Source organism: Bacillus sp. PSXD-155 (assembly GCF_049310765.1).
In the GTDB taxonomy this organism is placed as follows: Bacteria; Bacillota; Bacilli; order Bacillales; family Bacillaceae_G; genus Bacillus_A; species Bacillus_A cereus.
In genome coordinates, this window is record NZ_JBMOWC010000049.1 from 1 (window position 1) to 23,376 (window position 23,376).

The window sequence follows — 23,376 nt, forward strand, 5'->3', positions numbered from 1 at the left end:
ATGAAATTTTCTAGTATTGTAATGGAATAAGTGTTATTCGTGAGGAAATTCTCCATTTGGTTTTCAAATTTGTATTTAGTACAAAGGGAGTTTAGTATATTAATTTTTAGTTGTTAATATAAGTTTTTTATATTAAGTAGAAAAAATAACAAATAAGGCGAGATAAAGTATATCTTTGTGGGGGATTTATGGGAAACATATATAATTTTGGTAAATTACTTGTTGGCGAGTTTAGTAATGATAGTCTTAATCAAAATTTAACATTTGCAGTTGCTATTGCAGCAGGATTATTAACAGTCAGTGCTCTTGTGACTATATTTATTTCATTGAACAAGCAACAAATAATCCAAAAGTGTAAAACACTTTCATGGGAAATGGAAGACATTATTAATGGAGATGAAAAGGCTTATAATAAATCGAATTTGAAAAGTAAATTTACTTTATATGAAAGGCTACTAAGTGAGCCCGTTTTACTAAGATTTAAACCAATATTTATTAACTTTAATAACTGGGCGATAATTCTTACAGTTCTTTTTTTACTTGCTACAATTAGAATTTGGCTTAGTATTGGTTATTTTTTAGGAGAAGACATAGCTGAGATAACGTTTGCTGGTGTAGTGTTACTTACGCTTTTTACCTCTTTAATGTTTACATTAATTAGTGTTAGAATTACAGGGAATTTAGACGTCCCAAAGAATATATTAAATGGGAATAAGTTAAGTAAAATAAAAACTAAAGACTTATGTGCAGGTTCTAGTAGCTTAATTTTCAAGAAAGAAAATAATATTTTATTGGGTAATCTTAATGTAAATTTACCAATTACTAATGTAGAGATACTACCACTTCTCTATGGAATCAGCTATGATAAAACAAAAAAAGAGAAAAGTATTAAGGCTATGGATCTTTTATGTACTCCTTACTTTCCAAAAGAGGAGAAAGTGAAATTTGCATATACAAGCCAATTTCAAAAGAAAGTTATAGTCATAGATGAAGCAGAATCATTTAAAGAAAGTATTACAGGAATAATTCGAATTGGAGATAAACTCAACCCTTCTCCTAGAAATAATATAGGTATGTTTTCTAGTCCGTTTTATCCGACGGGGTATAACTATAATATTTATTTTATTGATTTTGAAAATCCATTAGAAGAGAATCATACAGAGATGGAAGTGAATATTTCTAACTATGATGAAATTGAGGTTTATTGCTATTTTAGAACAAGCGAAGGAACAACATATGTTGAATACGGAAAAATAGAAATAAATAAATTTAATGAAGATTCGGTAATAGAACTTCCCCCAATATCCATTTCTCATAATAATATTGATTTTGAGGACATAGAATGGGAACACAAAGTAGAATTTGAGTAAAGTATATAACTATAATCTGTAACAATATTAGGGATAGATACATAACTTAAGGGGAAGTAAGATTAAGTTATTTTTGAGGATTTGTGCAAGTATAATATATTTTATATGGGTAATGAAAAGAGGCTCTATTCACTTGATTGAATTAGAGCTTTTTCTTTTTTAGAAGAATAAAAATTAAATTACATTTAAAGGACTTATGCAAATTTACTAAGGAGAGGGCTAGTTTCTCATGTATGGAAAGTAAATTATGAGTTCTATAAAGGATGAAAATGTTATATTGCTTGAAAAAGAAAGGTGAATATAGAAAAAGCTAGAGGAAAGATTAAAAAGGGCGGTTATTGATGAAATGGTGTTATGTATAAATTTAGATAGATATTTAATTTATTTATATATATGTTAGGGTATAAAAATATGCGTTGCCTGTCTATTTAAAAGATACACGTATCCCTTGCACCTCCCCCAACGTCACCCCCTAATCTAAAGAAGACAAAATAAAAAAGGGGGACCAAACCACTCATGAAAACCACCACAAAAGAAAAAAGAAACACCATCATTATGCTACTACTTTCAGCCGCAATTGGAATCTTTTCACCAATACTCATGTACATCACACTGGCACGTAAAAATGAAGTGTACAAATATCATTACCGAAAGGCGTTCAACTTTCACTTGTTAATTTTTCTTCTATTTAATATTAGTTCGCGTATTAGTGATGTTTTGTTTTGGATTGTATTTATTTTTGAGGTAATTCAAGTGCTCATTGTTGCGTGGAAAGTAATACGCGATGAACCATATTGTTATTTCATTCGAATTCCGTTATTTAAAGAAGATAAGTATATAGTGGAAGGAGAATAGGTGATGAAAAAAGAAGTGGAGATAAAGGAGAAGCAATTTTTTGTTATGGTTGCAGTGTTGTTTATTGCGATTTATATTGTTTTACGAAAAAGAAAGTATGAGTACTTTTATGATGGTATTAGCGAGTATGAAAATCGTTATAGAGGGCATGTTCCTTTTTTACTGCTTGCTGTGGGTTTGTTTCAATATTGTCGGCAGAATGAGATGAGTTTTTCTCATATGCTTCAGTATGTGAAAGATAAGTTGTCGGAGTAGGTGAGGATATGGCGTGGATGATTAGTGAGTTTGCAAGTGTTGGAGATGTTACGGTGCGGACGCTTCGTTATTATGACAAGATTAATTTATTAAAGCCGAGCGATTATACTGAGGGTGGGCATCGGTTATATACGAAAGATGATTTGTATGTGCTGCAGCAAATTCAATCGTTTAAGCATCTTGGTTTTTCGCTGGGGGAAATTCAAAATATTATATTGCAGCGTGATATAGAGACGGAAGAATTTTTAAGGCAAATGCATTTTCAAAGGGAATTGCTTTTGGCAGAGCAAGAAAGAATTGCGAAGGTGCTTTCGCATATGGATGAGATGACGAAGAAGTTTCAAAAGGAAGAACGAGTGGATGTCGCTTTGTTTTCTTCGTTTTTGCAAACCTTCATATGGGAGAAAGAAAATAAAGAATGGTTAGAGGAACACTTTTCAACGGAGAGTATTCAAGCGTTTTATAATAATAAGGAATTAAAAGAAAAGTTTGATCGGCGTTTTATGGATGTGATAGGGAAGTTGAAAAAGTATAAGGAAGAAGAGAAGGATCCGAGTCATCATGACGTTCAAGTTACTTTGAAGGAATTTTTCAATTTAATAGAAGGAGTAACGAACTATCTTGATATACCTCAAAGTGATATAGAGAATATAATCCAAAAATCAAACTTCTCACTATCTGAATTCCCAACCCTCTTTACAACCGAAGAAGAAAACTATATAAAAGAAGCAATTCAGCAGTTTAACACCTAGTTAAACTGCTTTTCCATTATAATAGAAGAAAACCCTAACGGAGGAAAATCCCATACCAACCTACAACAAACTAATCAGAAACAAAATCCCACAAATAATAAAATCCAACGGAAAAACACCCACAACAAGAATCTTACCCGAAGAAGAATACATAAAAGAAATCTGCAACAAAACACAAGAAGAACTAACCGAATACCTAGAAGCAGACACAAAAGAACATAAACTAGAAGAACTATCCGACCTCCTAGAACTAATAAACGCCCTAGCCGAACACGAAGGCACAACACTAGAAGAAATCAACAACATCCGAAAAAAGAAAGCAAAAGAACGAGGCGACTTCTCAGATCGAGTCTTTCTAATCGAAGTAACCGATAACTAACCCCTCCTAAGCCCCTTACAAGCCCTTACCAAGTAATAAATCACTAAGAAAAAACATAACAAAACAAAAACACCAACAAACACCGTAGTAGTAGTCAAAAAAAATTTAAAATAATACGCCAAAAACCCGGCCATCCTCCCATATATATTATGAAGGGGCTTTTACTTTTGAACGGAGACGGGAGGAACTTTGATGGCGGTGTATCGTACTGTGCAGGTGAATTTTTGGCAGGATGATTTTGTTTTGGATTTGACGCCGGAGGAGCGGTATTTTTATGTGTATTTGCTGACTTGTTCGAAGACGACGCAGTGTGGGATTTTTCCTTTTCCGAAGCGGTTAGCTGAGATGGAGACGGGTTATAATCGGGAGACTGTTGATAAGCTTGTGCAGCGTTTCATTGATTATGGGAAGATTCTTTATGATGCGGATACGCGGGAGTTATTCGTTTTAAATTGGCTTCGTTATAATCCGGTGACGAATACGAATGTGGAGAAGTGTGTGCTTCGTGAGCTTAAGGGTGTGAAGAATAAGGAGTTTGTACATATGTTTCTTCAGAAGTGCGTAGAGGAGGAGCTGAATGTTCCGATGCTTTTAGCACATTTCGGTATGCCTGGTGATTTGGCTGTGGATGATGTTGAGCCAGTTTGTGAGGAGACAGAGGCGGAAGAAGAGGTTATAGAGGAAGAAACGGGAAGTCGTGTGTTTTCTTTTTATGAGCAACATTTCGGTAGTTTGTCTCCTTTTGCGGTGGAGGAACTGAGTGCGTGGATGGATGATTTGTCGGAGGAGCTTGTGCTGAAGGCTCTTCAAATTGCGTTTGAGAATAATAAGCGGACGATTGCTTATGTGAAGGGGATTCTGCGTGGCTGGCACGGGAAAGGGTTTACGAAAGTGTGTGAGGTTGAGGCGGATACGGCTAAGTTTCGGAAGAAGGAGTTGTCTGTTAGTACGGGGGAGACGGAGGAGTTTTTGGCGAGGTGTGAGGAGTGGGAGAAGAATGCGCCATCTGAGGAGGAGTTGCAGCGCTTTTTAGCGGAGCGCGGGTGGCGTCCATGAGTATTCAAAATGTGGAGGCGGAAAAGACGGTGTTAGGTTCTCTATTACTTGATGGAGAGCTTATTAAGGAGTGCCGTTTGGCGGAGCAGTATTTTTCGATGCCTGTGCACAAGTCTATATTTCAGTTAATGCGAAAAATGGAAGAAGAGGGGCAACCGATTGATCTTGTGACGTTCATTTCTAGGGTAGATCCGAAGTTTTTAGAGGGGATGGGGGGAATGGAGTATTTTATAGGGTTAATGGATGGTGTGCCTACAACTGCCAACTTCTCTTATTATGAGGGGCTTGTTCGAGGTGCCTGGAAAATGTATCAGGCGGGTGTTCTCGGGCACAAGATGGGGGAGCGTCTTATTGCGGAGAAGAATGAGAAAATTATAGGTGAGACGATTACAGCACTTTGTGAGTTAGAGGAAAAAGACTCTGTATGTGAGTTTGATTTGAAGGATGCGCTAGTTGATTTATATGAAGAGCTTCATCAAGATGCGAAAGAGATTACGGGTATTGAGACTGGTTATACATCGCTAAATAAAATGACGTGCGGATTGCAGGAAGGTGATTTTGTCGTTCTTGGTGCGCGTCCTTCTATGGGAAAGACTGCGTTTGCGCTTAATGTTGGACTGTATGCGGCGAAGTCTGGAGCGGCGGTTGGATTGTTTTCATTAGAGATGAGTAGTAAGCAATTGTTGAAAAGGATGGCATCTTGCGTGGGCGAAGTGTCAGGAGGTAGGCTAAAAAATCCGAAGCATCGTTTTGCGATGGAAGATTGGGAGAAGGTAAGTAAGGCGTTTGCGGAGATTGGTGAGTTGCCATTTGAGATTTACGACAATGCAGGTGTTACGGTGCAAGATATTTGGATGCAAACCCGTAAGTTAAAGCGGAAACACGGTGATAAAAAGCTTTTAGTCATTGTAGATTATTTGCAGCTCATTACGGGCGATCCGAAGCATAAGGGCAATCGATTTCAAGAAATTAGTGAGATTTCTCGTAAGCTTAAGTTATTAGCACGTGAGTTAAATGTTTGTGTAGTAGCGTTATCACAGTTATCTCGTTCTGTAGAGTCGCGGCAAGATAAGCGTCCGCTTTTATCAGATTTAAGAGAGACGGGACAAATTGAGCAAGATGCGGATGTCATTATGCTTATGTATCGCGAGGATTATTACGATAAGGAAACGAAGCAGAAAGAGATGACGGAGATTCATGTGGCGAAGCATCGGAATGGGCCTGTGGGGAGTTTTAAGCTGAGGTTTTTGAAGGAGTTTGGGCGGTTTGTGGAGATTGGATGATAAAATAGAAGAAAGCATATAAAAAGGTAAAGGAGTGGTTACGGATGACAAAAGTAGGTCGTTTATATGAACAAGAGAAGCAAGAAGAAATTGATAAAGCACTTTCGGCAGCTGGAATGCTCTTTAAAGGAATGAGTGTAGAAGAAATAGCTAAAAAATTAGATGTAACAATTGAAAAGGTGAAAGAGTGGGAGAAGCGTTTATCTCATTAATCGCTGAGGTAATGGCAGCGTCTGTATAAATTTATACAAAAATAGCCGAATATTTATTATATAATAGTCGGCTATTTTTGTACGGAGAAGTTGTTAGGTTTAATACGCAAATCTTTTGATTTGCTCTTGAATATGTTCCTCATTTCCCCATAAAGAAAGATCTTCTCTCTGCAGTAATCCATTGCTGCAAGTCATCTTGGCTACGTCGGACAAGTCGATTTACTAAAACATCATGCCATACATAATCCTCTAATAGGTATATATGAACGGGGTCATCTGTATAAAAAGCAATATTACGCTCTTCAAGTGATGGTCCATAAATCATCTCTTTAGAATCTATCGATACAATAAACCAATGTTCTGTAGACAAGGTTTCTGTATAAGGTGTTATGCGATGTGCTTCTAGATTTTTAATGGGATTTTCAACATGTAGGGTAATACCTTGTATTGTAACTTTATCAGCTACTTCAGATAGATCTTCTTTTAACGCTTCATACATCTCATCCCACATTGAAATGACAATACGTCGTTCTGCTTTTTTTATTAATGCCTGACAATAGCTAATGATTGTTTGATTGTCTTTTAAAGTAATCACTCGATTATCTGTTTTTTCTTCGGAAGTTTCTAGTTTTTTTAATGAATCACTTATTCCTTCATATGTAGACTGCCATTCTGATTGCGCCTTCTGTAAAAAGATTTCAACAGGTAGAGGTGAATAGCGAGTGGTGTCATTTATTTCTTCTTTCATGACAATTCCTTTTTCTACAAGGTTACCTAAAATCTCATAAATTCGCGCTCTTGGGACACCCGAATCTTTACTCACTTGGTAGGCTGTGACAGGCCCTTGTTTAACAAGAGATACATAAGATTTAGCTTCATATTCATTGAAACCAATTTTTTTAAGCTGTTGCACTATGTAGTCCACTTTTTTCGTCCTCCGATGTTTGCTTTTATCCCGCATTAACGGGCAGTAAGACCCCCACCTCAAAATTCAGCGGAAGCAAAGAAGTTAGGTGGGGGGCGGGCTGCCCGTAAAAGCCCGATTGGTTCAACTAATAATCAGTGGCCCCACTGATTAAAGTTTCACTTTATATTTCAACGTTACAATAACTGTTTACATTTAGCAAATTATTAGTTACTATTCGAATAGTGACTAAAGGGGAGGTTAATAGTATGGATTTTTATTTAGACCCATCTGTATTAATGATTTTGATTGTTTTTGGATTTGTAGCTGCATTTATTGATTCAGTTGTAGGTGGTGGTGGACTCATTGCTTTACCAGCTTTATTATTTACAGGACTGAATCCAGCAAGTGCAGTAGCTACGAATAAACTAGCGTCGACAATGGGAAGTGCAACTAGTAATATTGTGTTTTATCGTTCTGGTAATCTTGATTTGAAATCGGCGTTTAAATTAGTTCCGCTCACTTTCATAGGTTCCATAATAGGGGCATGGACCGTTCATTTAATGAATCCAGAAGTACTGAAGCCATTGATGTTGATTATGCTTGGTGCGGTCGCTATTTATACGATATTCAAAAAGGATTGGGGTAGTATTTCCACTCATAAGAAATTGTCTGGTCGACACGTCATTATTTTTACCTTTTTTATTTTTGCTATTGGTTTTTATGATGGATTTCTAGGTCCTGGAACAGGTTCGTTTTTAATGTTTTCTCTTTTATTTATTGGGTATGATTTTTTAAAAGCAGCAGGTAATGCGAAGCTTCTTAATTTAGGAAGTAATGTTGGTGCATTGTTGATGTTTATGTATGTAGGGCAAGTCAACTATGCATATGGTTTTATAATGGGGATTGCTCAAATTGCTGGAGGAGTTGTTGGCTCCAAGTTTGCTATAAAAAAAGGAAGCGGGTATGTTCGTGCTCTTTTCATTACAGTAACTTGTTTATTGTTAGCGAAAAATCTGTATGACTATATTCAGTAAGTAATTAAAGAACGTAGAAAAGGTTAAATACGCAGATTACATAAAATATAAGAAGACACTAGGGAGAAAATTCCTTTTAACATTTTTTAGATGCTACCTTATTTGAAGATAGCATCTAAAAAGAAAATCTAAGTGAAGAGAATGAAAAAAAAATATAAACTCATATTTTTCCATATGAAATTTCATTTGTTTTATTTACATAATATCTTTACAATCATTTGATAAAATAAAGTCAACTGCATATTGTGAGGGTGGGTGGTTATCCCTTCTTTCCATTTGGAAGGAAAGGGGGTGATAATATGGAGTTTTTGTTTGACCTTGTAAAAGAATTTGTAAAAGCGACTGTGCGCGAAGTTTCAGCGTATTTTTTGCGGAAGCAACTTCTGGGTAAAGACAACAAAAAACCCACTCCGCGCCGTAGGAAGCAAAAGGGTGGGTTTCGTAAAAAATAATAACGTATAATAACCACCACCCTATACGGTAGCAGTTAAGGAAGAGATGTTAGCGCATCTCTTCCTTTTATTATATGCCAATTTATTCGCTGTTACACTTATATAGTATTCTACGGAAAATATATCATATTCCTATTTTGTGGTCAATTTGATCCCGCTTTAACGGGCAGTAAGACCCCCCACCTCAAAATTCAGTGGAAGCAAAGAAGTTAGGTGGGGGTCGGGCTGTCCGTAAAAGTCCGATTGGTGAGGGCTGATTAAAGTTTCACTTTATTGCATAATTGAAAAGGTGTAGTCTTATTCCTCTTCAAACTGAAAAATATCCCGATTAATAAGTTGGTGGAGATACCTATCCATTTCAGCAGCAGAAACGCTTTTTTTATTTTTAAACCACCATGTGCTTAATGAGGTGATTGCCCCTGAATAAAACTCAATGATTAAATCATTTGGTATCGTATGGTTTTTGCAAAGTTGATTTAATGCTTCTATTTCTTGTTTTCTCGTTTCGTGACTTAAATAATGTGTACGGGTAATAAATTGTTCATCAGACATTTGCGTTTCTAATATTTTACCGAGTTCTTCATGATGTAGGAATTGTTCCATTACTTGAAATGGTTTACTTAATCGATCTGAAACCGGTATTTCAGCAATCATCTTGCCGTATCGTTTAAATCCAAATGTTAATAAAGCATCTTTATCTTCAAAGTGTTTATAAAAGGTTGTTCGGTGTACCATTGCACGGTCACATATTTGGTTAATCGTGATCGTACTATATTTCTGTTTTGATTGCGTCATTAATTCAAATAAGGAATCCCACAGTAATTTATGTGTACGTCTAATACGTAAATCAAGTTGTTTTTCATTATCATTCATCTACAATTCTCCTTTTTTGTAGATTAAATATACAGTGGTTGAAAATTGATTCTCCCTTTTTAATCTACATATGTATATTATATTACATGTGTTTAGGTATATTTAAAGTTTTTTAAGTAAGAAACAGGAGGAGAATCTGTAAATGAATATGACAACTAAGAGCCCTACAAGTGGCAAAGTTGATACTTCTAATTTGAAACATACCCCCATTTTAATTGCATTACTTTTAGGAGCAATGGTTGCATTATTAAATGAAACATTACTTGGTAATGCGTTAACGGTATTAATGAAAGAATTTGACGTAACCGCTTCAACGATTCAATGGCTTTCTACAGCTTACATGTTAGTAGTTGGGGTTTTAGTTCCAATTACAGCGTTACTTCAGCAATGGCTCACAACGAGACAAATGTTTTTGATCGCTATGGTAACGTTTTTAGTCGGTACATTAATTGCGGGATTCGCACCGACATTTTCCGTTTTATTAATTGGCCGTATCGTCCAAGCTGTAGCGACGGGGTTAATTACACCGTTATTAATGAATACGATTTTAATCATTTGTCCACCTGAAAAACGTGGTGCGACAATGGGATTAATCGCACTCGTGATGATGGCAGCTCCGGCAATTGGCCCTACATTATCTGGAGTAATTGTGGATTCATTAAATTGGCGCTGGTTATTCTATATTGTTATTCCTATCGTGATCATTTCCATTATGATTGGGATGAAGTACATTCAAAATGTTTCAGAGTTAACAAGGCCAAAAGTAGATTACCCATCTATCCTTTTATCGACATTAGGATTTGGCGGGCTTGTGTATAGCTTTAGTGCATCGGGTGATTTAGGATGGTTCGATGCAAAAGTGTATGGCACTTTAATTGTTGGGCTTATCTCATTATGTATTTTTGCCGTTCGACAATTGAAAATTGAGAATCCAATTTTAGAATTACGAGCATTTAAAGTTCCGATGTTTACATTATCAGTTGGATTAATTGTCATTGTGATGATGTCGTTATTTTCAACGATGACTTTATTACCGATGTTCTTGCAAACCGTTTTACTCGTTACAGCTTTTAAATCAGGAATTATCATGCTTCCGGGAAGTGTTATTAGCGCCATAATGGGACCAATCGCAGGTAAACTATTTGATAAATTTAGTCCGAAAGTTATTATCGTTCCCGGCATTGTGTTAGTAGGAATTGCAATGTTCTTATTTAAAGGCATTACTCCTGATACATCAATGGTACAAATTATTATTATGCATAGCGTATTAATGGTTGGACTCATGTTTGTCATGACAGCACAAACATACGGTTTAAATCAATTAACACCAGATTTATATCCGCACGGAACAGCACTATTTAGTACGTTGCAACAAGTAGCTGGTGCAATTGGTACAGCTATCTTTATTTCGAAAATGTCTTCAGGAACAACTAAGTATATGGAAAGCTCCGCAAATCCACTGGATCCAGTAGAGAAGTTAAACGGTTTAACGTCAGGGTTCCAAGGTGCATTTGCACTTGGGTTAATCTTTATTATTGTTGCATTTATCGTATCGTTATTCTTAAAAGAAGAGAAAGAAGGAGTAAAGGAAGCGAGGGTTTTACAGAACGAACATTAAGGTTTATATAAAAAAGACATCTTTCTCTAGAAGAGATGTCTTTTTTATATTTTTTTCGTAACACTTGTTTTGGGTGTCTTCATATATAAGAATTGGTATGTACAATATTTCTCCTTTTTGAGAATAAGGATGCAAAGCCGTACTAATAACTAATAGTTCACCAGATGATTTAGTGACATCGTATATAGATCCTGTTATGAGAATAGGCATAGTCATGATTGTGAAGTTGTTATATTGGTATTAAATGATTTATACGTTTTTTATAGTAAAAATTAGAGACACTTCAATAAAAAGGAATTAAATATGGTACTCTTTAGTTAAGATATTTAAACGAAGACAGGGGAAATGAAGATGGACAAAAAGCTAACGTATTGGCTAGCATCTATTATAGGTGTAGTAGTACTTGCAATTGGTATGACTTATGGAATGTTACAGTTTGCTGAAGTCCCGCTTGAGAGTGAGGACCATGTTTTTGCAGAGGTTAATAAAGAAGACACACTATCGAATGAAGCAGAAGTGAAAGGTTCAAATGCACAACTTCACATTACAGTAACTTCTACTGAAGAAGAAGTTATTTCAGCTATGCATAGTATGACTCATCAAAAAGTAAAAGCGTGTGAAGGAAAGGGAGCGATTCCTATGTCCAAAAAGAATGCAGAGAAAGTAAGAAACATTCTAAACGGAAACAATTTCAAGAATAAAGAAGAGCTATTAGCAATTACTGAAAGATGGGCAAATAGAGATTTTAGTGAAATTTTAGAAGAACATAACTATTTTATTAAACTTCAAGGTGGCAAGATAGGTGAAGCTACAGTAATGGATAAGGTAGACGAGCAAGTATTCTGTTTCAATACTTTCGGTGATGATGTAACGGCCGCATTATTTAAATCAGGAGATCTTCAAGCGCTGTAAGGTGTTTTTTCTTTGATATAAAGAAAGCCTCAAGTATTCATATACTTGAGGCTTTTCCAATGGAAAGATAGGAATGATCCGAATTCCTTACATTAAGAACAAAGTGGAATTACTCCTAAACCAATTAATAAAGCTGCAGCAACTGCTGGAATTGGTACAGGAATTTGAATACCTTCTACAAACAAGAAATACTGACCACTCACTATTTTAAAACAAACTACTTGCATGGCTATTCCTCCCTTCTTTTAGAATTAATACATTATATTAATTAATCTATTTATTGATATAGTTAGATTATCTATTTTTAAAAATATAGTTAATATGTGAATAGTTTTCGAAAGGACCTGCTCAATCAATGCGGAAAAACATAAGATGAAACGAATCCATTAAAATACATGAGTGAACCTTAGTTTTCCCCTCTTATCTAAAGGAGGAACTATTATGGGTTATGGTGGTAGTTGTGGCGGTTGTGGCCTCTCGGGAGGCTTTGCTTTATTAGTCGTGTTATTCATTTTATTAATCATCGTTGGAGCTTCTTGCTTCTGCTAAAAACTATTGGAAAAGACACTCATATAGAGTGTCTTTTCTTTCGTGCAAAATGCTTCCTGATATTATCCAACTGTATATAGTATACGGTATACTTTTTCCTCATTAGACATATAAAAATGTTGGAGGGATGTTATGAAACTAGTAGGGAAGCACATTTATATTCGGCTTTATAAAACTGATGATGCCAACGAGTTAGCTAACTTACATATTAGAAATCGCGAATTTTTTCAACGAGTTTGTCCATTGCTCCCAGAAGTTTTTTATACAGAAGAACATCAAAAAATACGTCTTGAACAAGCTCTAAAAAAGACAGCTGAAGGGCAAGTATACCCTTTCGGAATCTTTTTAAGAGAAAATGATAAACTGATTGGAGACATTTCATTAACTCAAATTGTTAGGGGAGACCTCCAAAGCTGTTATACGGGATTTACTTTAGATAAGGAGCATAATGCAAAGGGCTATACAACAGAGGCTCTTCAACTTGTTGTAGATTTTGCTTTTAGGGAATTAAAGCTACATAGAATTGAAGCAGGAGCGATGCTTGATAATTTAGCATCTATTTGCGTATTAGAAAAAGTGGGGGTTTAAAAAAGAAGGTATAGCGAAAGAAAATATAAGGATTAATGGCAAATGGACAGATCATCAAATATTAGCTATCATCAACAGCTTGGATGTGTAAGCTTATTTTGATTCCAATAACGATAATTATGTAAAGGGCTGTCTATATCGACAGCTTATTATATTTTTTGCTTAGCGTGATTTTTTCGGAATGCTGGCGGCAGCCCATCGCTATCAAGTTAATAAATTGATTGTTCCCTAAAGCAAAAAAATGAACTTAATTCTCATAGATAAATATAGAGAGAAGAAATTCTGTTTTTGGAGTACCTCAAAATCTTGGCTTGATGGGCATGGGGTAGCGTCAGGCAAAGTCGGATTTAAGTTCACCCATACTAGATGTGAAAGAACCCAATAAAAAAGCAATGACCCTTTTTTATAGTTATGATGTAATCACTACAAAAACATAATAACCAACCAAAAGATCATTGCAATGGATAACATTATTTGCTTACAACTAAAGGTTTATAAACTTTCTTGTCAAACAAATACATAATATGGCTAAGTACCAAGAAAAATACTATAAGGCCACCGATGTAGACAATGGATTTTGCTCCTATTCTGTCATAGTCAAAGAAAAAGTAAGCATAATGTACTGGCTTCCCATCAATTGGCGATATATTGTACACATATCCCATTAGACCTGCGATAGTAGCAAATGCCACATATGAGAGCGGGTATATCAAAACATAATATACATCTCGGTATTTTAAATGATTAGATTCTGTAAATAGAAAATAATCCACAAGGCAAAGAATAGGTGTAATCAAATGTACTGCAAGATTATCAAATTTCCAAAGATAAAAACTTCCACCCATTGTAAAGGTAGTAGGAGCAAGCAACACCCAATAAACGATAAGTGTTAAAAGTAAATCAATTACACATATCATTTCAAAGCGTGGAAAATAGCCAGCACTTCCCGTCTTCCCATCATTTATCAATCCCTTAACTGTACGTATAGTAAGTATACTAAACAAGATCAGTGCTAAAAAATTACTTTGGATAGTATAGTACATAAATATCTTAAAATTCATTTCGCCCGATTGGATGCCCATACGTGATAATAGACCATATAATGCAAAAATAAGGCTACCAATTCTAAATAATACTGCTATCACTCTATTATGTATCATACGATTCCTCCTAATTTATATTAATATCATTTCATTCAACCAAATATTCATCCATCATTTCATCTTAAATTTTTACATGAAACGTTATTTTAGCGTTTTAGCGAAGCTTTGTCAAAAATTTACCCTTACCTTCATTTGGATTTTTAGATTGACTGTTACTATTCAGCCTTAATGATTAAGTAAAAAATATAAATAGACCAGTCTATAGTTGGACTGGTCTACCTGTAAATGCCTTTTCTATTGATTCTAGAATAGAGAGTTGTTTCCTTTTACAAGTCTCAACAAAGCTCATAACCGTGCAATATAATTCATTTCCGCTTTGTTTTCTAAAGCAACCCGATACCTTCTGTTTCAGCTTGCATTTTCGTAAATCTCGCTCGGAAAGATTATTGTTATATGCTATCTTGAAATCCCTTAAGAATAGCAAATGATTCGATTTATACTTCGTTAATCTGTTCAGAAGAGTCTTTTCGGATTCCTTGGCATATTTCCCTTTAGTTTGGATATTTTCTTCATACCCTTTACTAAGCAGATTATCATATCTGGTTTCGTATGCTATAATTTCTTCTTCAGGGTAGCAGGTCGTTGCAAGAGTAAGTGAATGCTAGTGAAATATATAATGGTTGAATGCAGAAATAGGAGAATAAATGGTTCACATAACGACTATGTACTTAGTTCATCATTAAATTAGAGTTAAATTATTTTTTGAGGTATTTTTATTAAAAAGGTATTTTATTTGTTTGAAAGGAGTTAGAAAAGTGAAAAAAAAACATCAAGAACAACCAACCTCATGGCGGCCTAGAGGTTTTATTCAATGGTTACTGACAATCCTTGCAGTAATTGTATTTCCTATTATCAGCATTATGACATACTATATTTGGAATCCAGGCGGTTTTCCTAATATAATGAGTGCCCTCGGAGCGGGTGCATTGATAATACCTACGTTGCTATTAGGTATAACTGTTGTGATAATCATTTTATTAGTATTAGCTGTCTGGAGGAAAGCTTTACTAGCTCGTGCAATTTTGATCCCTTTAGTTTTATTATTAAGTTTTCTAACTGTCGAGCCAATCATTAAAATGTTAAACTATGCAAAAAACGAGAATGTTTCCGTTTCACTTAGTTCTCATTTTTTTGGTAAGACAGAAATCACATCAAAATTCACACAGGACGTCGTATACGAAACAACACCTGATGGCGTGGAATTAAAGCTTGATGTATGGCGAGCCCATGGAGACTCAAAACAATCACTACATCCCGCTATTGTAAAAGTGCATGGAGGTGGATGGGTTGAGGGTGATAAAGAAATGGCCCCTCACTGGAGTCAATGGTTAAGTGAATTAGGATATACTGTGTTTTCTATACAATATCGTATGCCACCTCATGCAGGATGGAAAGATGAAGTAGCTGATGTAAAATCAGCAATAGGATGGGTAGCAGAACATGCGGATGCTTACAATATTGATCCTGAAAAAATAAACGTAATGGGACAGTCAGCAGGTGGAAATCTAGCTATGCTAGCCGCCTATAGTATGGGAGATACAAAGTTACCTCCTTCAACAAATGTACCGTCAGTAACTATTAACTCTGTGATTAATATATACGGTCTGTCTGATATGGAGGGAATTTATAAGAATAGTCCAAGTCCTGATTATATGCAAGATGTAATGAAAAAATATATTGGGGGTACACCTTCACAATTCCCTGATCGTTATAAAATACTTTCTCCGATCAGTTACATTCAGGAAAAAACACCTCCAACTATTACACTTTTAGGAACAAGTGACCGAATTGTACCAGAAGAACAGGCTGAAATTTTGGATAAAAAACTAAAAGAAAATAACGTTTCTCATGAACTTTATCTTCTTCCAAGAGCTGACCATGTTTTTGATGGAGCACCAGATAGCTTGAGTACTCAGTTTGCTTATGAAAAAGTAAAAGCCTTTCTTCAAAAGTATAATAAATAAACATGGGGAAGAATAATCCGGGAAGCTTTATTTACATCATTGTAAAAATTTAAACAAGCATTTTGATGAGTTTTTTCAAAATGCTTGTTTTTTAGTATAAATCCAGTATTTATAGTTTTGGAATTTGATTTACACTTCCCAGTGTAGGTGCTCCTTCTAGACCTAATATGGTGTTAGTGGGGTAGCGCCACATGGCTATCAAGCTAACATTTTTAAGTACCCCCTAAATGAAAATTTTGTGTTTTTATAGAACCAAAGTTTATTTTTATCGTTTTGGAGAACAACAGATTTTTTAACTTGATAGCAAGGGGGTATTTCAATAGCATAGCTTAATGGATGTGTGGTGGGCCCCAATAAGGTTGTTTAAAATTCGGCTTTGGAGACATTTTCAAATACGTTCAACATCCAAACTAAGCTAAGGTAATTACAAATGAAAGTGTCCTATTAATATATTTCAAAAAACATATAATTCCATTCTCTTGCTATATTTTTAGTTAACCCACTTGACTATAACGTAACGTCATAGTGCATAATTTTAACTATATTAAATAAGGAGTGAAAGAAATGAATATAAAATCATTACGGTCCGATAAAATATATCGAAAAATTTTACAAGCTCCAAAAGAGGAAAAGGTTGAATTATACAGACAAGAAATGTTGGCTCCGTTTATGGGGAAATGGGAAATTCAATATGTTCCTTTTAAAGCTGAGGAGCAAAATGGCTTTGATGTTATTACATTGAATAATATAATGAGCATTTCTCCTAATCAGATTACAAATGAGATTACACCAGAATTAGAATTGATTTCGTCTGATTCTTTTTGGTCTGAGTGTAAAGAAGCTGTTAGGAAAAGCCTTCATTTATTTAGAGAGCATGATGTGAACCTTCGTGTATCTGATTACTTATTCACGATTCTATTAGGGGATCCAAATAGCCCTTCATTAATGTTAAATGAAGGATATAGTGGTGATGGAGGTATCCCTGGCTATATTTTGTGTACATTTGTGCCAAATGAATACACAATACCTCGAATGAAGGCTGCTTTAGCACATGAATGTAATCATAATGTTCGATATCAATTTATTCAGTGGGACCATACGGTTACTTTAGGTGAATTAATTGTTAGTGAGGGTTTAGCAGAAAACTTTGCTACTTCTATTTTTGGGGAAGATCTACTCGGTCCTTGGGTATCGAAAACAACTATGGAAATGCTTAATAGACGTATTAAACCCGTGCTCAAGGAACAATTACAATTAACAGGATTTGATAAAATTGCACCGTATCTTTATGGTGATGAATTAGCAAAACTTCAAAACTATATACCAGTCAATATGCCTTATGCTGCTGGTTATGCCTGTGGATACTATTTAATCAAATACTATTTAGAGAAAACAGGAAAAAACATCTTTGAAGCCACAATAATTCCTGCCAATTTAATACTAGATGAAATAAAAGGATTTTGGGATGAAGAAACAATTATTAACGGTTAAAGATATTGTCCAAATTACAGGCATAACCAAAAGAACCTTACAATATTATGATAAAATAAATCTATTAAAGCCAATTTACTTAACAGATAATGGTTATCGACTCTATGATAGGAACAGTTTAGCACAGCTTCAAACGATTCTATTTTTTAAGGAAATGGAATTTTCTCTAAAGGAAATTGCGGATGTATTGAAGCTTACGAGAGAAGAACAGCAACAATTGTTAAAGAAGCATAACCAAACTTTATTGTTAAAAAAACAACGTTTAGAAGCAGTTATTACTGCGGTGGATGAGTATGTATCAGGAAAGGATATTTACAACTTAAATATTTTTAATAATTCATCCATTTTATCATTACAAGAACAATATACTCATGAAGCGAAATTCATCTATGGGGAAACAGAAAAATACAAAGAATTTGAGGAGAAATTGAAAAATCTCTCTCCTAATGAAAAAGCGAACTTATTTCATGAATTCGAACAAAAAATGGAAAGAGTGTTTAGAAAAATTGCTTCCTATATTAATCAATCACCTACTTCCGATGAAGTACAGCAATTAATTGTAGAGTGGAAAAGTTATCTCGAACAATCTATTGTGTGTGATTCTGAAATGTTGACATGTATTGCAAATGCGTATAAATTTGATAATCGATTTAAAAATTACATAAATCAATTTAGTAATGAAGACTTAGCTGAATTTTTATATAATGCAATTATATATTATATAAATAAAAAGAAAAATTAATGTCATACTATTTATAATAGGGGGTCACCTTACATGGCCGTCAACTTAAGAAGAATAAACGCCACCAAAACAAAAAAAGCCCCAACTTATTTTTTTTGAAAATAAGTTGGGGCTTTTGAAACAGAAAAGTATATTTTTAACTATGAAAACTACGATAAATTTTTCCTTTTTTCCTACTTGCTAAATTCAGCAAGTAAAATTTTTTTAAAAGGATTAGGACTGTCAGTTCTACCCAAACTATTCCAATTGACGACCAACGTATGCTTGCCTCCAAGTTTACCTCCAACAAAGGTAGTAAACCCTAGAATGCCACCTGTGTGCCCCCATATCGAGACACCGCTTGGAAGCTTAGTTTCATAGATTCCAAGACCATATCCATCGATTCCTTCTTTTCCTGTAGGAACTGTAGTAAGCATTTGTTTTAGTTGCTGTTCTTTCAGTAATTTGCCACCGAGCAAGTAAGAGAAGAATTTGTTTAAGTCGTCAGCAGTAGAAATCATATCTCCAGCAGAGCTACCTGCACTTGGGTTATAATAAGTAACGTCTTTTAGCTCACTTGCTCCGTCTGGTTGGACATATCCACGGGCATGGTTAGTGCCTGGAATAACACTTGAGTTGCCTGGTAGGAATGTATTCGACAATTCAAGTGGTTCAATAATTCGATTTTCAACCTCTTCCGCATAGCTGTTTCCAGTTACTTTTTCAATAAGAATACCCAGTAATACGTATCCTGTGTTTGAATAAGACCAGCCCTTTCCTGGGTCAAAGTCTGGGGGCAAAGAAATCCCCATCTTCACTAACTCTTCAGCCGTATACGATTTTTTTGTATCCGTAAAATCAGCGTCTTTTGACCTTGAGTATTCAGCGATACCACTTGTATGGTTCAATATGTGCCGAATAGTAATCTTGTTACCATCATATCCATTTCCTTGAATGACACCAGGTAACCATTTTTCGATGTAGTCGTCTAGATTCAGGCGATTCTCTCCAACTAATTGAAGTACAACTGTTGCAGTGAACGTCTTAGTCACACTCCCAATGCGAAAGCGAAAATCTGTTTTCATTGGTTTCTTGGTTCTCAGATCCGCTATTCCAGCGGCATACCCCCACGTTTTTCCACCCTCAGAAGTTTTAGCAAGTATCCCCGGGTATCCAAATTGCAATGTATCCCGCATTGCTTGCTTGACGGAAGTACGATCTCGTTGAGTATTTGTTTGTAACGAACTAGATACATTTTGAGTGGGCTCTGCTTTTACAATTGAGGTTGGTGTTGTATATAACAGGGAACTTCCAGCTATTAAAAGGGCCAGACTTGCACAAGTAATTTGACTACGTATTTTCATAAGGCATTCCTCTCCTCTATTCATATTGTATAAGTGTTTGCTTACTGTTCCTTACTTCCTGACAAGACTTAGGGAAAGGCCCTCACGCATATAGATTAAAGCCCCAGTACAAAGGTATCTATAATACCAACAATTTGAGCCAGTTAAATCTCCATCCCTTCTACAACTAAATTATTCAAAGGTATGAAAGCATATTATGTACCCTTAGTTATTGTTAGGATTAACACAACATGAGACATAGCCCCAACCCATATTTTACTTTATTTATCCATGATATGTATTGAGAAAGAATGTAAATTCGAATCCTTTCCGTACCCCAACTATTGATCGTTTTTTTCACCTATTATAATTAGTTATTTAGAATTTCATAATAAAAAACTGTAAACAAATAACGAGTTCCTTAGCGAACAGGAAGTGGTTGGAAAATGTATCTAACGTACAAGTTACTTTTTTTGATATGGTGACCCCATCGCCATCAAGCTAAGGTTTTGAAGTACCTACTAAATGAAATTTTTCTTTCTCTACAGTTAGTTATTTTGAGAAGTCAGCTCATTTTTTGTTTTTGGGGTGTTTATTTTTCTTAAGTTGATGGATGTATGGTGCTACCCCTATAAGCTCAATAGGTCATAGTTGGAAAAAAAGTAAGGCTATGGCCTATTTTTACACGTATCTCGGCTGTACCCCTTCTACAGCAAAACGGGTGAAAATCTCATCGATATGAGAAAAAACGGTTTTTGATATATTAGGTGTCGTTTACAATTGTACCCTTTCTGATAATCAAGCCGCTTAATTCAAAAAAGTGAAACCCGTTAGGGTTTATTTCGTATGCAAATCTTTCAATCACCTACACTTGCCCTTTAGAAAAAAGAAACAATCTCACCTAAAATTGATTTTACATAAACTTAGCTTGATAGCGATGTGGCGATACTCCTAACAGACATAAAAATGATTCGTTTGTTTTTTTATTGAATATATACAAACATTATTATAATATGTTTGTATATATTCAAACGAAATAAACTTATGTTTATTTATATTCGAAAGAGATAGGAAGTGTTAATAACAATAAAAAAATGGGTATACCACCAACAACAAAGAGCTGCAAAAAGAATGAAACCAATACGGAAAAGATGCTTTCTTGAGAAAATCGAAAAATAAGCATTATTAGCTCTTGAAGAAAAATAGCTAGAAAAGTTACAACCATATGGAGAACGAAGATATAGCCAAAAAAAGTCTTAAAAAGGGGACAAAATTATGGAAAAAAGAAAGTATTCAGTAACACCTCAAGATCGAATGAATTATTTATTAGGTCTTTATTCTGCAGATCAACAAATTAATGCAGTTCTTTATTTTCCTGTAGGTATATCAAAGAAAATACTTGAACAATCAATAAGGATAACGTTACAATTGCAGCCGGTTTTGAACAGCCGTTTTGTAGAAAATGATATTCCTTACTGGGAGGAACATTCATCTGGCACTAACGCACCTATTTGTCTTTTTGCAGAAGGAAATGATCAAGAACTTGAATGGAAGACTTACATTTACGATTGGTTATCATGCGCCGGATACATCAAAAGAAAAGGTAGAAAAATTTTTAGAATGTGTGGTTAATCAACTATCATCATTGTAAGGTTCTGGTGCAAAGATAAAATAAAAGAGAATATAGCGCAAATATTTCTAGCGGAATTGTATTTTAGGGGCTCGCCCTCATGCCATCAACTTAAGAATTCGGAATTACCCCAGAACGAAATTTTAGCTTGATGGCGATGGGGTCACCATACCCATAAAAGAAAATTGTACGTTTAGACATAAAATTGACACATTTCGCTTAGTTCCTTGTATGTTAAGGAAGTAGTTTGTATATTTGAGGAGATGTGCGAGACAAGTGTAAATGTAGGAGAATTCAATATTTTCCATTCAAATATGATAGAATAGAAGTATATCCAAAACGGAGGAATAACAAATGAACTCAAACACAAAACAGTTTATTTATGATATCCAGCAAAGAAAGAACAATTATATAGAAAATGTATTAATAGCAATACAACACCCTAAAAAAGAGCAATCTGAACAAGTCATTCAAAATATAGTAGAGAAGATGGATATGATGATTAGTTTAGTTACTACTTACATGGCTATTGAATCAGAATCTACAAAAGAATTAAAAGAGCTTCAAGAAGAACTTATTCATGCTCAGGCATATATTCAAAAACGGAAATTTGAAGAAACACAGAGATAAAACCCTGTGTTTTTACTTGGTGGACTATGACATTAATTTTTTATAAATTTGATTATTGCTTTGGCATAATCCATACAATTTGTTGAATGAATACAATATATGGCGCCGTATCTTCAATGAGCAAATGATCTGGTTTCACATCCTTTAATTTACCTCTTATATTGCCTCTTACAGTTTCAATAACCACATGCTTACCAATTACTGATTGTAATGTCTGATATACATAGGGGTTAGGTGTACTTACCATATGTTGTTCACTCAAGTCATTTCCTTTCGAATAACTCATTCTATAAGACTCCTTTCTAACTTGCATTCTTTCTACTAATATATGATATAAATCTTATAAATATGCTAGAAGGATAATTCATTATAGGAACGAAAATAACATTTTAATAGAGTACGGTTTCTATTTCTACGTTGCTAAAAAATGATTTATATAAAGTTTCTTTTACCAGTTAATAGGAGGTGATAAAGGGATATTTTGAATATACATCTAGGTTGTTCCTTTCTGGATATGTATCATTTTAAATACGCCCTTTATTAGAATAGTGCTCATACTTTTTTTGAGATTCTTTCGTAATACGTGCGTTAAGTAAAATTGCTAATAATAAAAACACTCCATATTTTCCTCCTGTAGCTCCTATGATAATCACACTACTACAAACAAGTATAATTAGTAGGATAAACGAAACTGAATAAATACGGTCATAATTCTTTGACATCTTTTCGTATTTTATGCGTTCTTTCCTTGCATTCATCTAAATTCCTCCTTTAAATTATCCATTTCACTATCAAATAAATCTCACTCTTAAAAAGGAAATAATATATCGTTATATAAATTAGTTTGTTTTTTTATCAACTAATTTATATAACGTAAAAAGAAATCCTACCAATATTAAGCTTTCCAGCATGATAATCTCGACCCTCTCCTTCCTTTTAATCCCAACACATCAAATGAAAGTTGCAGCAAACAAAAAGGATCATCCCTTTTCGTAAAGGATCATCCTTTTCTTCATTCAACAATTTTTAGGTATTCTTGATTAATTAAAATAACAGCCGGTCCATCTACAACAATTCCACCAACTTCAATTTTTTCATAAGGCTCAATCTTAATAGAAGTAATCCCTTTCCGCTTCTTTAACTCGTTACTTAATTCTTGCGTTGGCATGCGTTTCATATCTTCACTCCTTCTTATTGTTTCATTTAATCTTATTATGTTAAATAAATTGTAAAAATGGGTTCTAGTTCTAGAAATCCCATCAATTTATATCGTTGACCATATATTTAGATGTTACCAACTCGCGTATCTCTCTTATGAAAAGAAGATAAACAATTACTA

At 34.6% G+C, this 23,376-nt stretch carries 26 protein-coding genes and 2 pseudogenes; 19 read left to right on the forward strand and 9 right to left on the reverse strand.

What is annotated here, in order from left to right; genetic code table 11:
- Positions 1–188: 188 nt before the first annotated feature.
- The 8 genes from ACO6VI_RS27325 (at position 189) to ACO6VI_RS27360 (ending at position 6,162) form a co-directional block, all read left to right on the forward strand.
- Complete coding sequence (locus ACO6VI_RS27325; RefSeq protein WP_000526936.1) at positions 189–1,370, forward strand: hypothetical protein; 1,182 nt, start codon at positions 189–191, stop codon at positions 1,368–1,370.
- Between the two features lie 516 nt (positions 1,371–1,886).
- Positions 1,887–2,225 (forward strand): DUF4870 domain-containing protein, encoded by a 339-nt coding sequence (locus ACO6VI_RS27330; protein WP_000859122.1) that lies wholly within the window; start codon positions 1,887–1,889, stop codon positions 2,223–2,225.
- A gap of 3 nt (positions 2,226–2,228) precedes the next feature.
- A complete protein-coding gene (locus ACO6VI_RS27335) occupies positions 2,229–2,480 on the forward strand; it encodes a hypothetical protein (protein ID WP_000712444.1) in 252 nt (83 codons plus the stop codon).
- Between the two features lie 8 nt (positions 2,481–2,488).
- A complete protein-coding gene (locus tag ACO6VI_RS27340; RefSeq protein ID WP_098818801.1) occupies positions 2,489–3,232 on the forward strand; it encodes a MerR family transcriptional regulator in 744 nt (247 codons plus the stop codon).
- Positions 3,233–3,284: 52 nt separating this feature from the next.
- Positions 3,285–3,611: a nucleoside triphosphate pyrophosphohydrolase gene (locus tag ACO6VI_RS27345; RefSeq protein ID WP_098818807.1), complete on the forward strand. Its 327-nt coding sequence runs from the start codon at positions 3,285–3,287 to the stop codon at positions 3,609–3,611.
- A 192-nt stretch (positions 3,612–3,803) separates the two neighbouring features.
- Positions 3,804–4,667 carry a DnaD domain-containing protein gene (locus ACO6VI_RS27350; protein WP_098818802.1) on the forward strand — a complete coding sequence of 288 codons (864 nt, stop codon included), beginning with the start codon at positions 3,804–3,806 and terminating at the stop codon, positions 4,665–4,667.
- Positions 4,664–5,950, forward strand: a complete 1,287-nt coding sequence (dnaB, locus tag ACO6VI_RS27355; protein WP_142343969.1) for a replicative DNA helicase — start codon at positions 4,664–4,666, stop codon at positions 5,948–5,950. The genes ACO6VI_RS27350 and dnaB overlap by 4 nt, the downstream gene beginning before the upstream one ends.
- Positions 5,951–5,994: 44 nt before the next feature.
- Positions 5,995–6,162, forward strand: a complete 168-nt coding sequence (locus tag ACO6VI_RS27360; RefSeq protein WP_000169783.1) for a hypothetical protein — start codon at positions 5,995–5,997, stop codon at positions 6,160–6,162.
- Positions 6,163–6,301: 139 nt separating this feature from the next.
- On the opposite strand, the gene ACO6VI_RS27365 is transcribed toward ACO6VI_RS27360, so the two are convergent.
- Positions 6,302–7,087 carry a TrmB family transcriptional regulator gene (locus ACO6VI_RS27365; protein WP_048538038.1) on the reverse strand — a complete coding sequence of 262 codons (786 nt, stop codon included), beginning with the start codon at positions 7,085–7,087 and terminating at the stop codon, positions 6,302–6,304.
- Between the two features lie 248 nt (positions 7,088–7,335).
- Here ACO6VI_RS27365 and ACO6VI_RS27370 point away from each other — a divergent pair, with 248 nt between their 5' ends.
- Both ACO6VI_RS27370 and ACO6VI_RS27375 read left to right on the forward strand, forming a co-directional pair.
- Positions 7,336–8,103 carry a TSUP family transporter gene (locus ACO6VI_RS27370; RefSeq protein ID WP_000348457.1) on the forward strand — a complete coding sequence of 256 codons (768 nt, stop codon included), beginning with the start codon at positions 7,336–7,338 and terminating at the stop codon, positions 8,101–8,103.
- A gap of 299 nt (positions 8,104–8,402) precedes the next feature.
- Positions 8,403–8,555, forward strand: a complete 153-nt coding sequence (locus ACO6VI_RS27375; RefSeq protein WP_000394757.1) for a hypothetical protein — start codon at positions 8,403–8,405, stop codon at positions 8,553–8,555.
- 297 nt (positions 8,556–8,852) lie between these two features.
- Here the strand turns inward: ACO6VI_RS27375 and ACO6VI_RS27380 are convergent, their stop codons facing one another.
- Positions 8,853–9,428, reverse strand: coding sequence for a TetR/AcrR family transcriptional regulator (locus ACO6VI_RS27380; protein ID WP_000999318.1), 576 nt, complete (start codon positions 9,426–9,428; stop codon positions 8,853–8,855).
- Positions 9,429–9,570: 142 nt separating this feature from the next.
- Here ACO6VI_RS27380 and ACO6VI_RS27385 point away from each other — a divergent pair, with 142 nt between their 5' ends.
- Both ACO6VI_RS27385 and ACO6VI_RS27390 read left to right on the forward strand, forming a co-directional pair.
- Positions 9,571–11,046 carry an MDR family MFS transporter gene (locus ACO6VI_RS27385; protein WP_161519958.1) on the forward strand — a complete coding sequence of 492 codons (1,476 nt, stop codon included), beginning with the start codon at positions 9,571–9,573 and terminating at the stop codon, positions 11,044–11,046.
- A gap of 351 nt (positions 11,047–11,397) precedes the next feature.
- Positions 11,398–11,958, forward strand: coding sequence for a PRK06770 family protein (locus ACO6VI_RS27390; protein WP_161519957.1), 561 nt, complete (start codon positions 11,398–11,400; stop codon positions 11,956–11,958).
- 92 nt (positions 11,959–12,050) lie between these two features.
- Here ACO6VI_RS27390 and ACO6VI_RS27395 read toward each other — a convergent pair whose 3' ends face one another.
- The gene (locus ACO6VI_RS27395; protein ID WP_001198456.1) at positions 12,051–12,185 is read right to left on the reverse strand and encodes a hypothetical protein; all 135 of its coding nucleotides are present in this window, start codon (positions 12,183–12,185) and stop codon (positions 12,051–12,053) included.
- Between the two features lie 214 nt (positions 12,186–12,399).
- Here ACO6VI_RS27395 and ACO6VI_RS27400 point away from each other — a divergent pair, with 214 nt between their 5' ends.
- Together ACO6VI_RS27400 and ACO6VI_RS27405 are read left to right on the forward strand one after the other, a co-directional pair.
- Positions 12,400–12,507: a YjcZ family sporulation protein gene (locus ACO6VI_RS27400; protein WP_080446898.1), complete on the forward strand. Its 108-nt coding sequence runs from the start codon at positions 12,400–12,402 to the stop codon at positions 12,505–12,507.
- 132 nt (positions 12,508–12,639) lie between these two features.
- Positions 12,640–13,186, forward strand: a pseudogene (locus ACO6VI_RS27405) (GNAT family N-acetyltransferase).
- Positions 13,187–13,565: 379 nt separating this feature from the next.
- On the opposite strand, the gene ACO6VI_RS27410 reads toward ACO6VI_RS27405, so the two are convergent.
- Together ACO6VI_RS27410 and ACO6VI_RS27415 are read right to left on the reverse strand one after the other, a co-directional pair.
- A complete protein-coding gene (locus ACO6VI_RS27410; protein WP_088021541.1) occupies positions 13,566–14,255 on the reverse strand; it encodes a Pr6Pr family membrane protein in 690 nt (229 codons plus the stop codon).
- 202 nt (positions 14,256–14,457) lie between these two features.
- On the reverse strand, positions 14,458–14,817 hold the full coding sequence (locus tag ACO6VI_RS27415; RefSeq protein WP_080469743.1) for an IS66 family transposase: 360 nt from the start codon (positions 14,815–14,817) through the stop codon (positions 14,458–14,460).
- A gap of 196 nt (positions 14,818–15,013) precedes the next feature.
- On the opposite strand from ACO6VI_RS27415, the gene ACO6VI_RS27420 reads away from it, so the two are divergent.
- The 3 genes from ACO6VI_RS27420 to ACO6VI_RS27430 all read left to right on the forward strand — a co-directional run bounded on the left by ACO6VI_RS27420 (position 15,014) and on the right by ACO6VI_RS27430 (position 18,455).
- Positions 15,014–16,222 carry an alpha/beta hydrolase gene (locus ACO6VI_RS27420; protein WP_063546629.1) on the forward strand — a complete coding sequence of 403 codons (1,209 nt, stop codon included), beginning with the start codon at positions 15,014–15,016 and terminating at the stop codon, positions 16,220–16,222.
- 564 nt (positions 16,223–16,786) lie between these two features.
- Complete coding sequence (locus ACO6VI_RS27425) at positions 16,787–17,713, forward strand: DUF2268 domain-containing protein (protein WP_061667712.1); 927 nt, start codon at positions 16,787–16,789, stop codon at positions 17,711–17,713.
- On the forward strand, positions 17,688–18,455 hold the full coding sequence (locus ACO6VI_RS27430; protein WP_063546632.1) for a MerR family transcriptional regulator: 768 nt from the start codon (positions 17,688–17,690) through the stop codon (positions 18,453–18,455). Before ACO6VI_RS27425 ends, ACO6VI_RS27430 begins: the two co-directional genes overlap by 26 nt.
- 173 nt (positions 18,456–18,628) lie before the next feature.
- Here ACO6VI_RS27430 and ACO6VI_RS27435 read toward each other — a convergent pair whose 3' ends face one another.
- Positions 18,629–19,798 carry a serine hydrolase domain-containing protein gene (locus ACO6VI_RS27435; RefSeq protein ID WP_422424633.1) on the reverse strand — a complete coding sequence of 390 codons (1,170 nt, stop codon included), beginning with the start codon at positions 19,796–19,798 and terminating at the stop codon, positions 18,629–18,631.
- A gap of 1,254 nt (positions 19,799–21,052) precedes the next feature.
- Here ACO6VI_RS27435 and ACO6VI_RS27440 point away from each other — a divergent pair.
- Together ACO6VI_RS27440 and ACO6VI_RS27445 are read left to right on the forward strand one after the other, a co-directional pair.
- Positions 21,053–21,391, forward strand: a pseudogene (locus ACO6VI_RS27440) (condensation protein); the annotation flags it as partial.
- A gap of 370 nt (positions 21,392–21,761) precedes the next feature.
- Entirely contained in the window at positions 21,762–22,037 is a 276-nt protein-coding gene (locus ACO6VI_RS27445; RefSeq protein ID WP_059304073.1) for a hypothetical protein, read from the forward strand.
- Between the two features lie 52 nt (positions 22,038–22,089).
- Here ACO6VI_RS27445 and ACO6VI_RS27450 read toward each other — a convergent pair whose 3' ends face one another.
- From ACO6VI_RS27450 to ACO6VI_RS27460, 3 genes are all read right to left on the reverse strand, one after another.
- Positions 22,090–22,323: a YuzF family protein gene (locus tag ACO6VI_RS27450; RefSeq protein WP_059304072.1), complete on the reverse strand. Its 234-nt coding sequence runs from the start codon at positions 22,321–22,323 to the stop codon at positions 22,090–22,092.
- A 238-nt stretch (positions 22,324–22,561) separates the two neighbouring features.
- Positions 22,562–22,795, reverse strand: a complete 234-nt coding sequence (locus ACO6VI_RS27455) for a hypothetical protein (RefSeq protein WP_000993974.1) — start codon at positions 22,793–22,795, stop codon at positions 22,562–22,564.
- Between the two features lie 254 nt (positions 22,796–23,049).
- Positions 23,050–23,214: a BC1881 family protein gene (locus ACO6VI_RS27460; RefSeq protein WP_000827566.1), complete on the reverse strand. Its 165-nt coding sequence runs from the start codon at positions 23,212–23,214 to the stop codon at positions 23,050–23,052.
- Positions 23,215–23,376 lie beyond the last annotated feature (162 nt).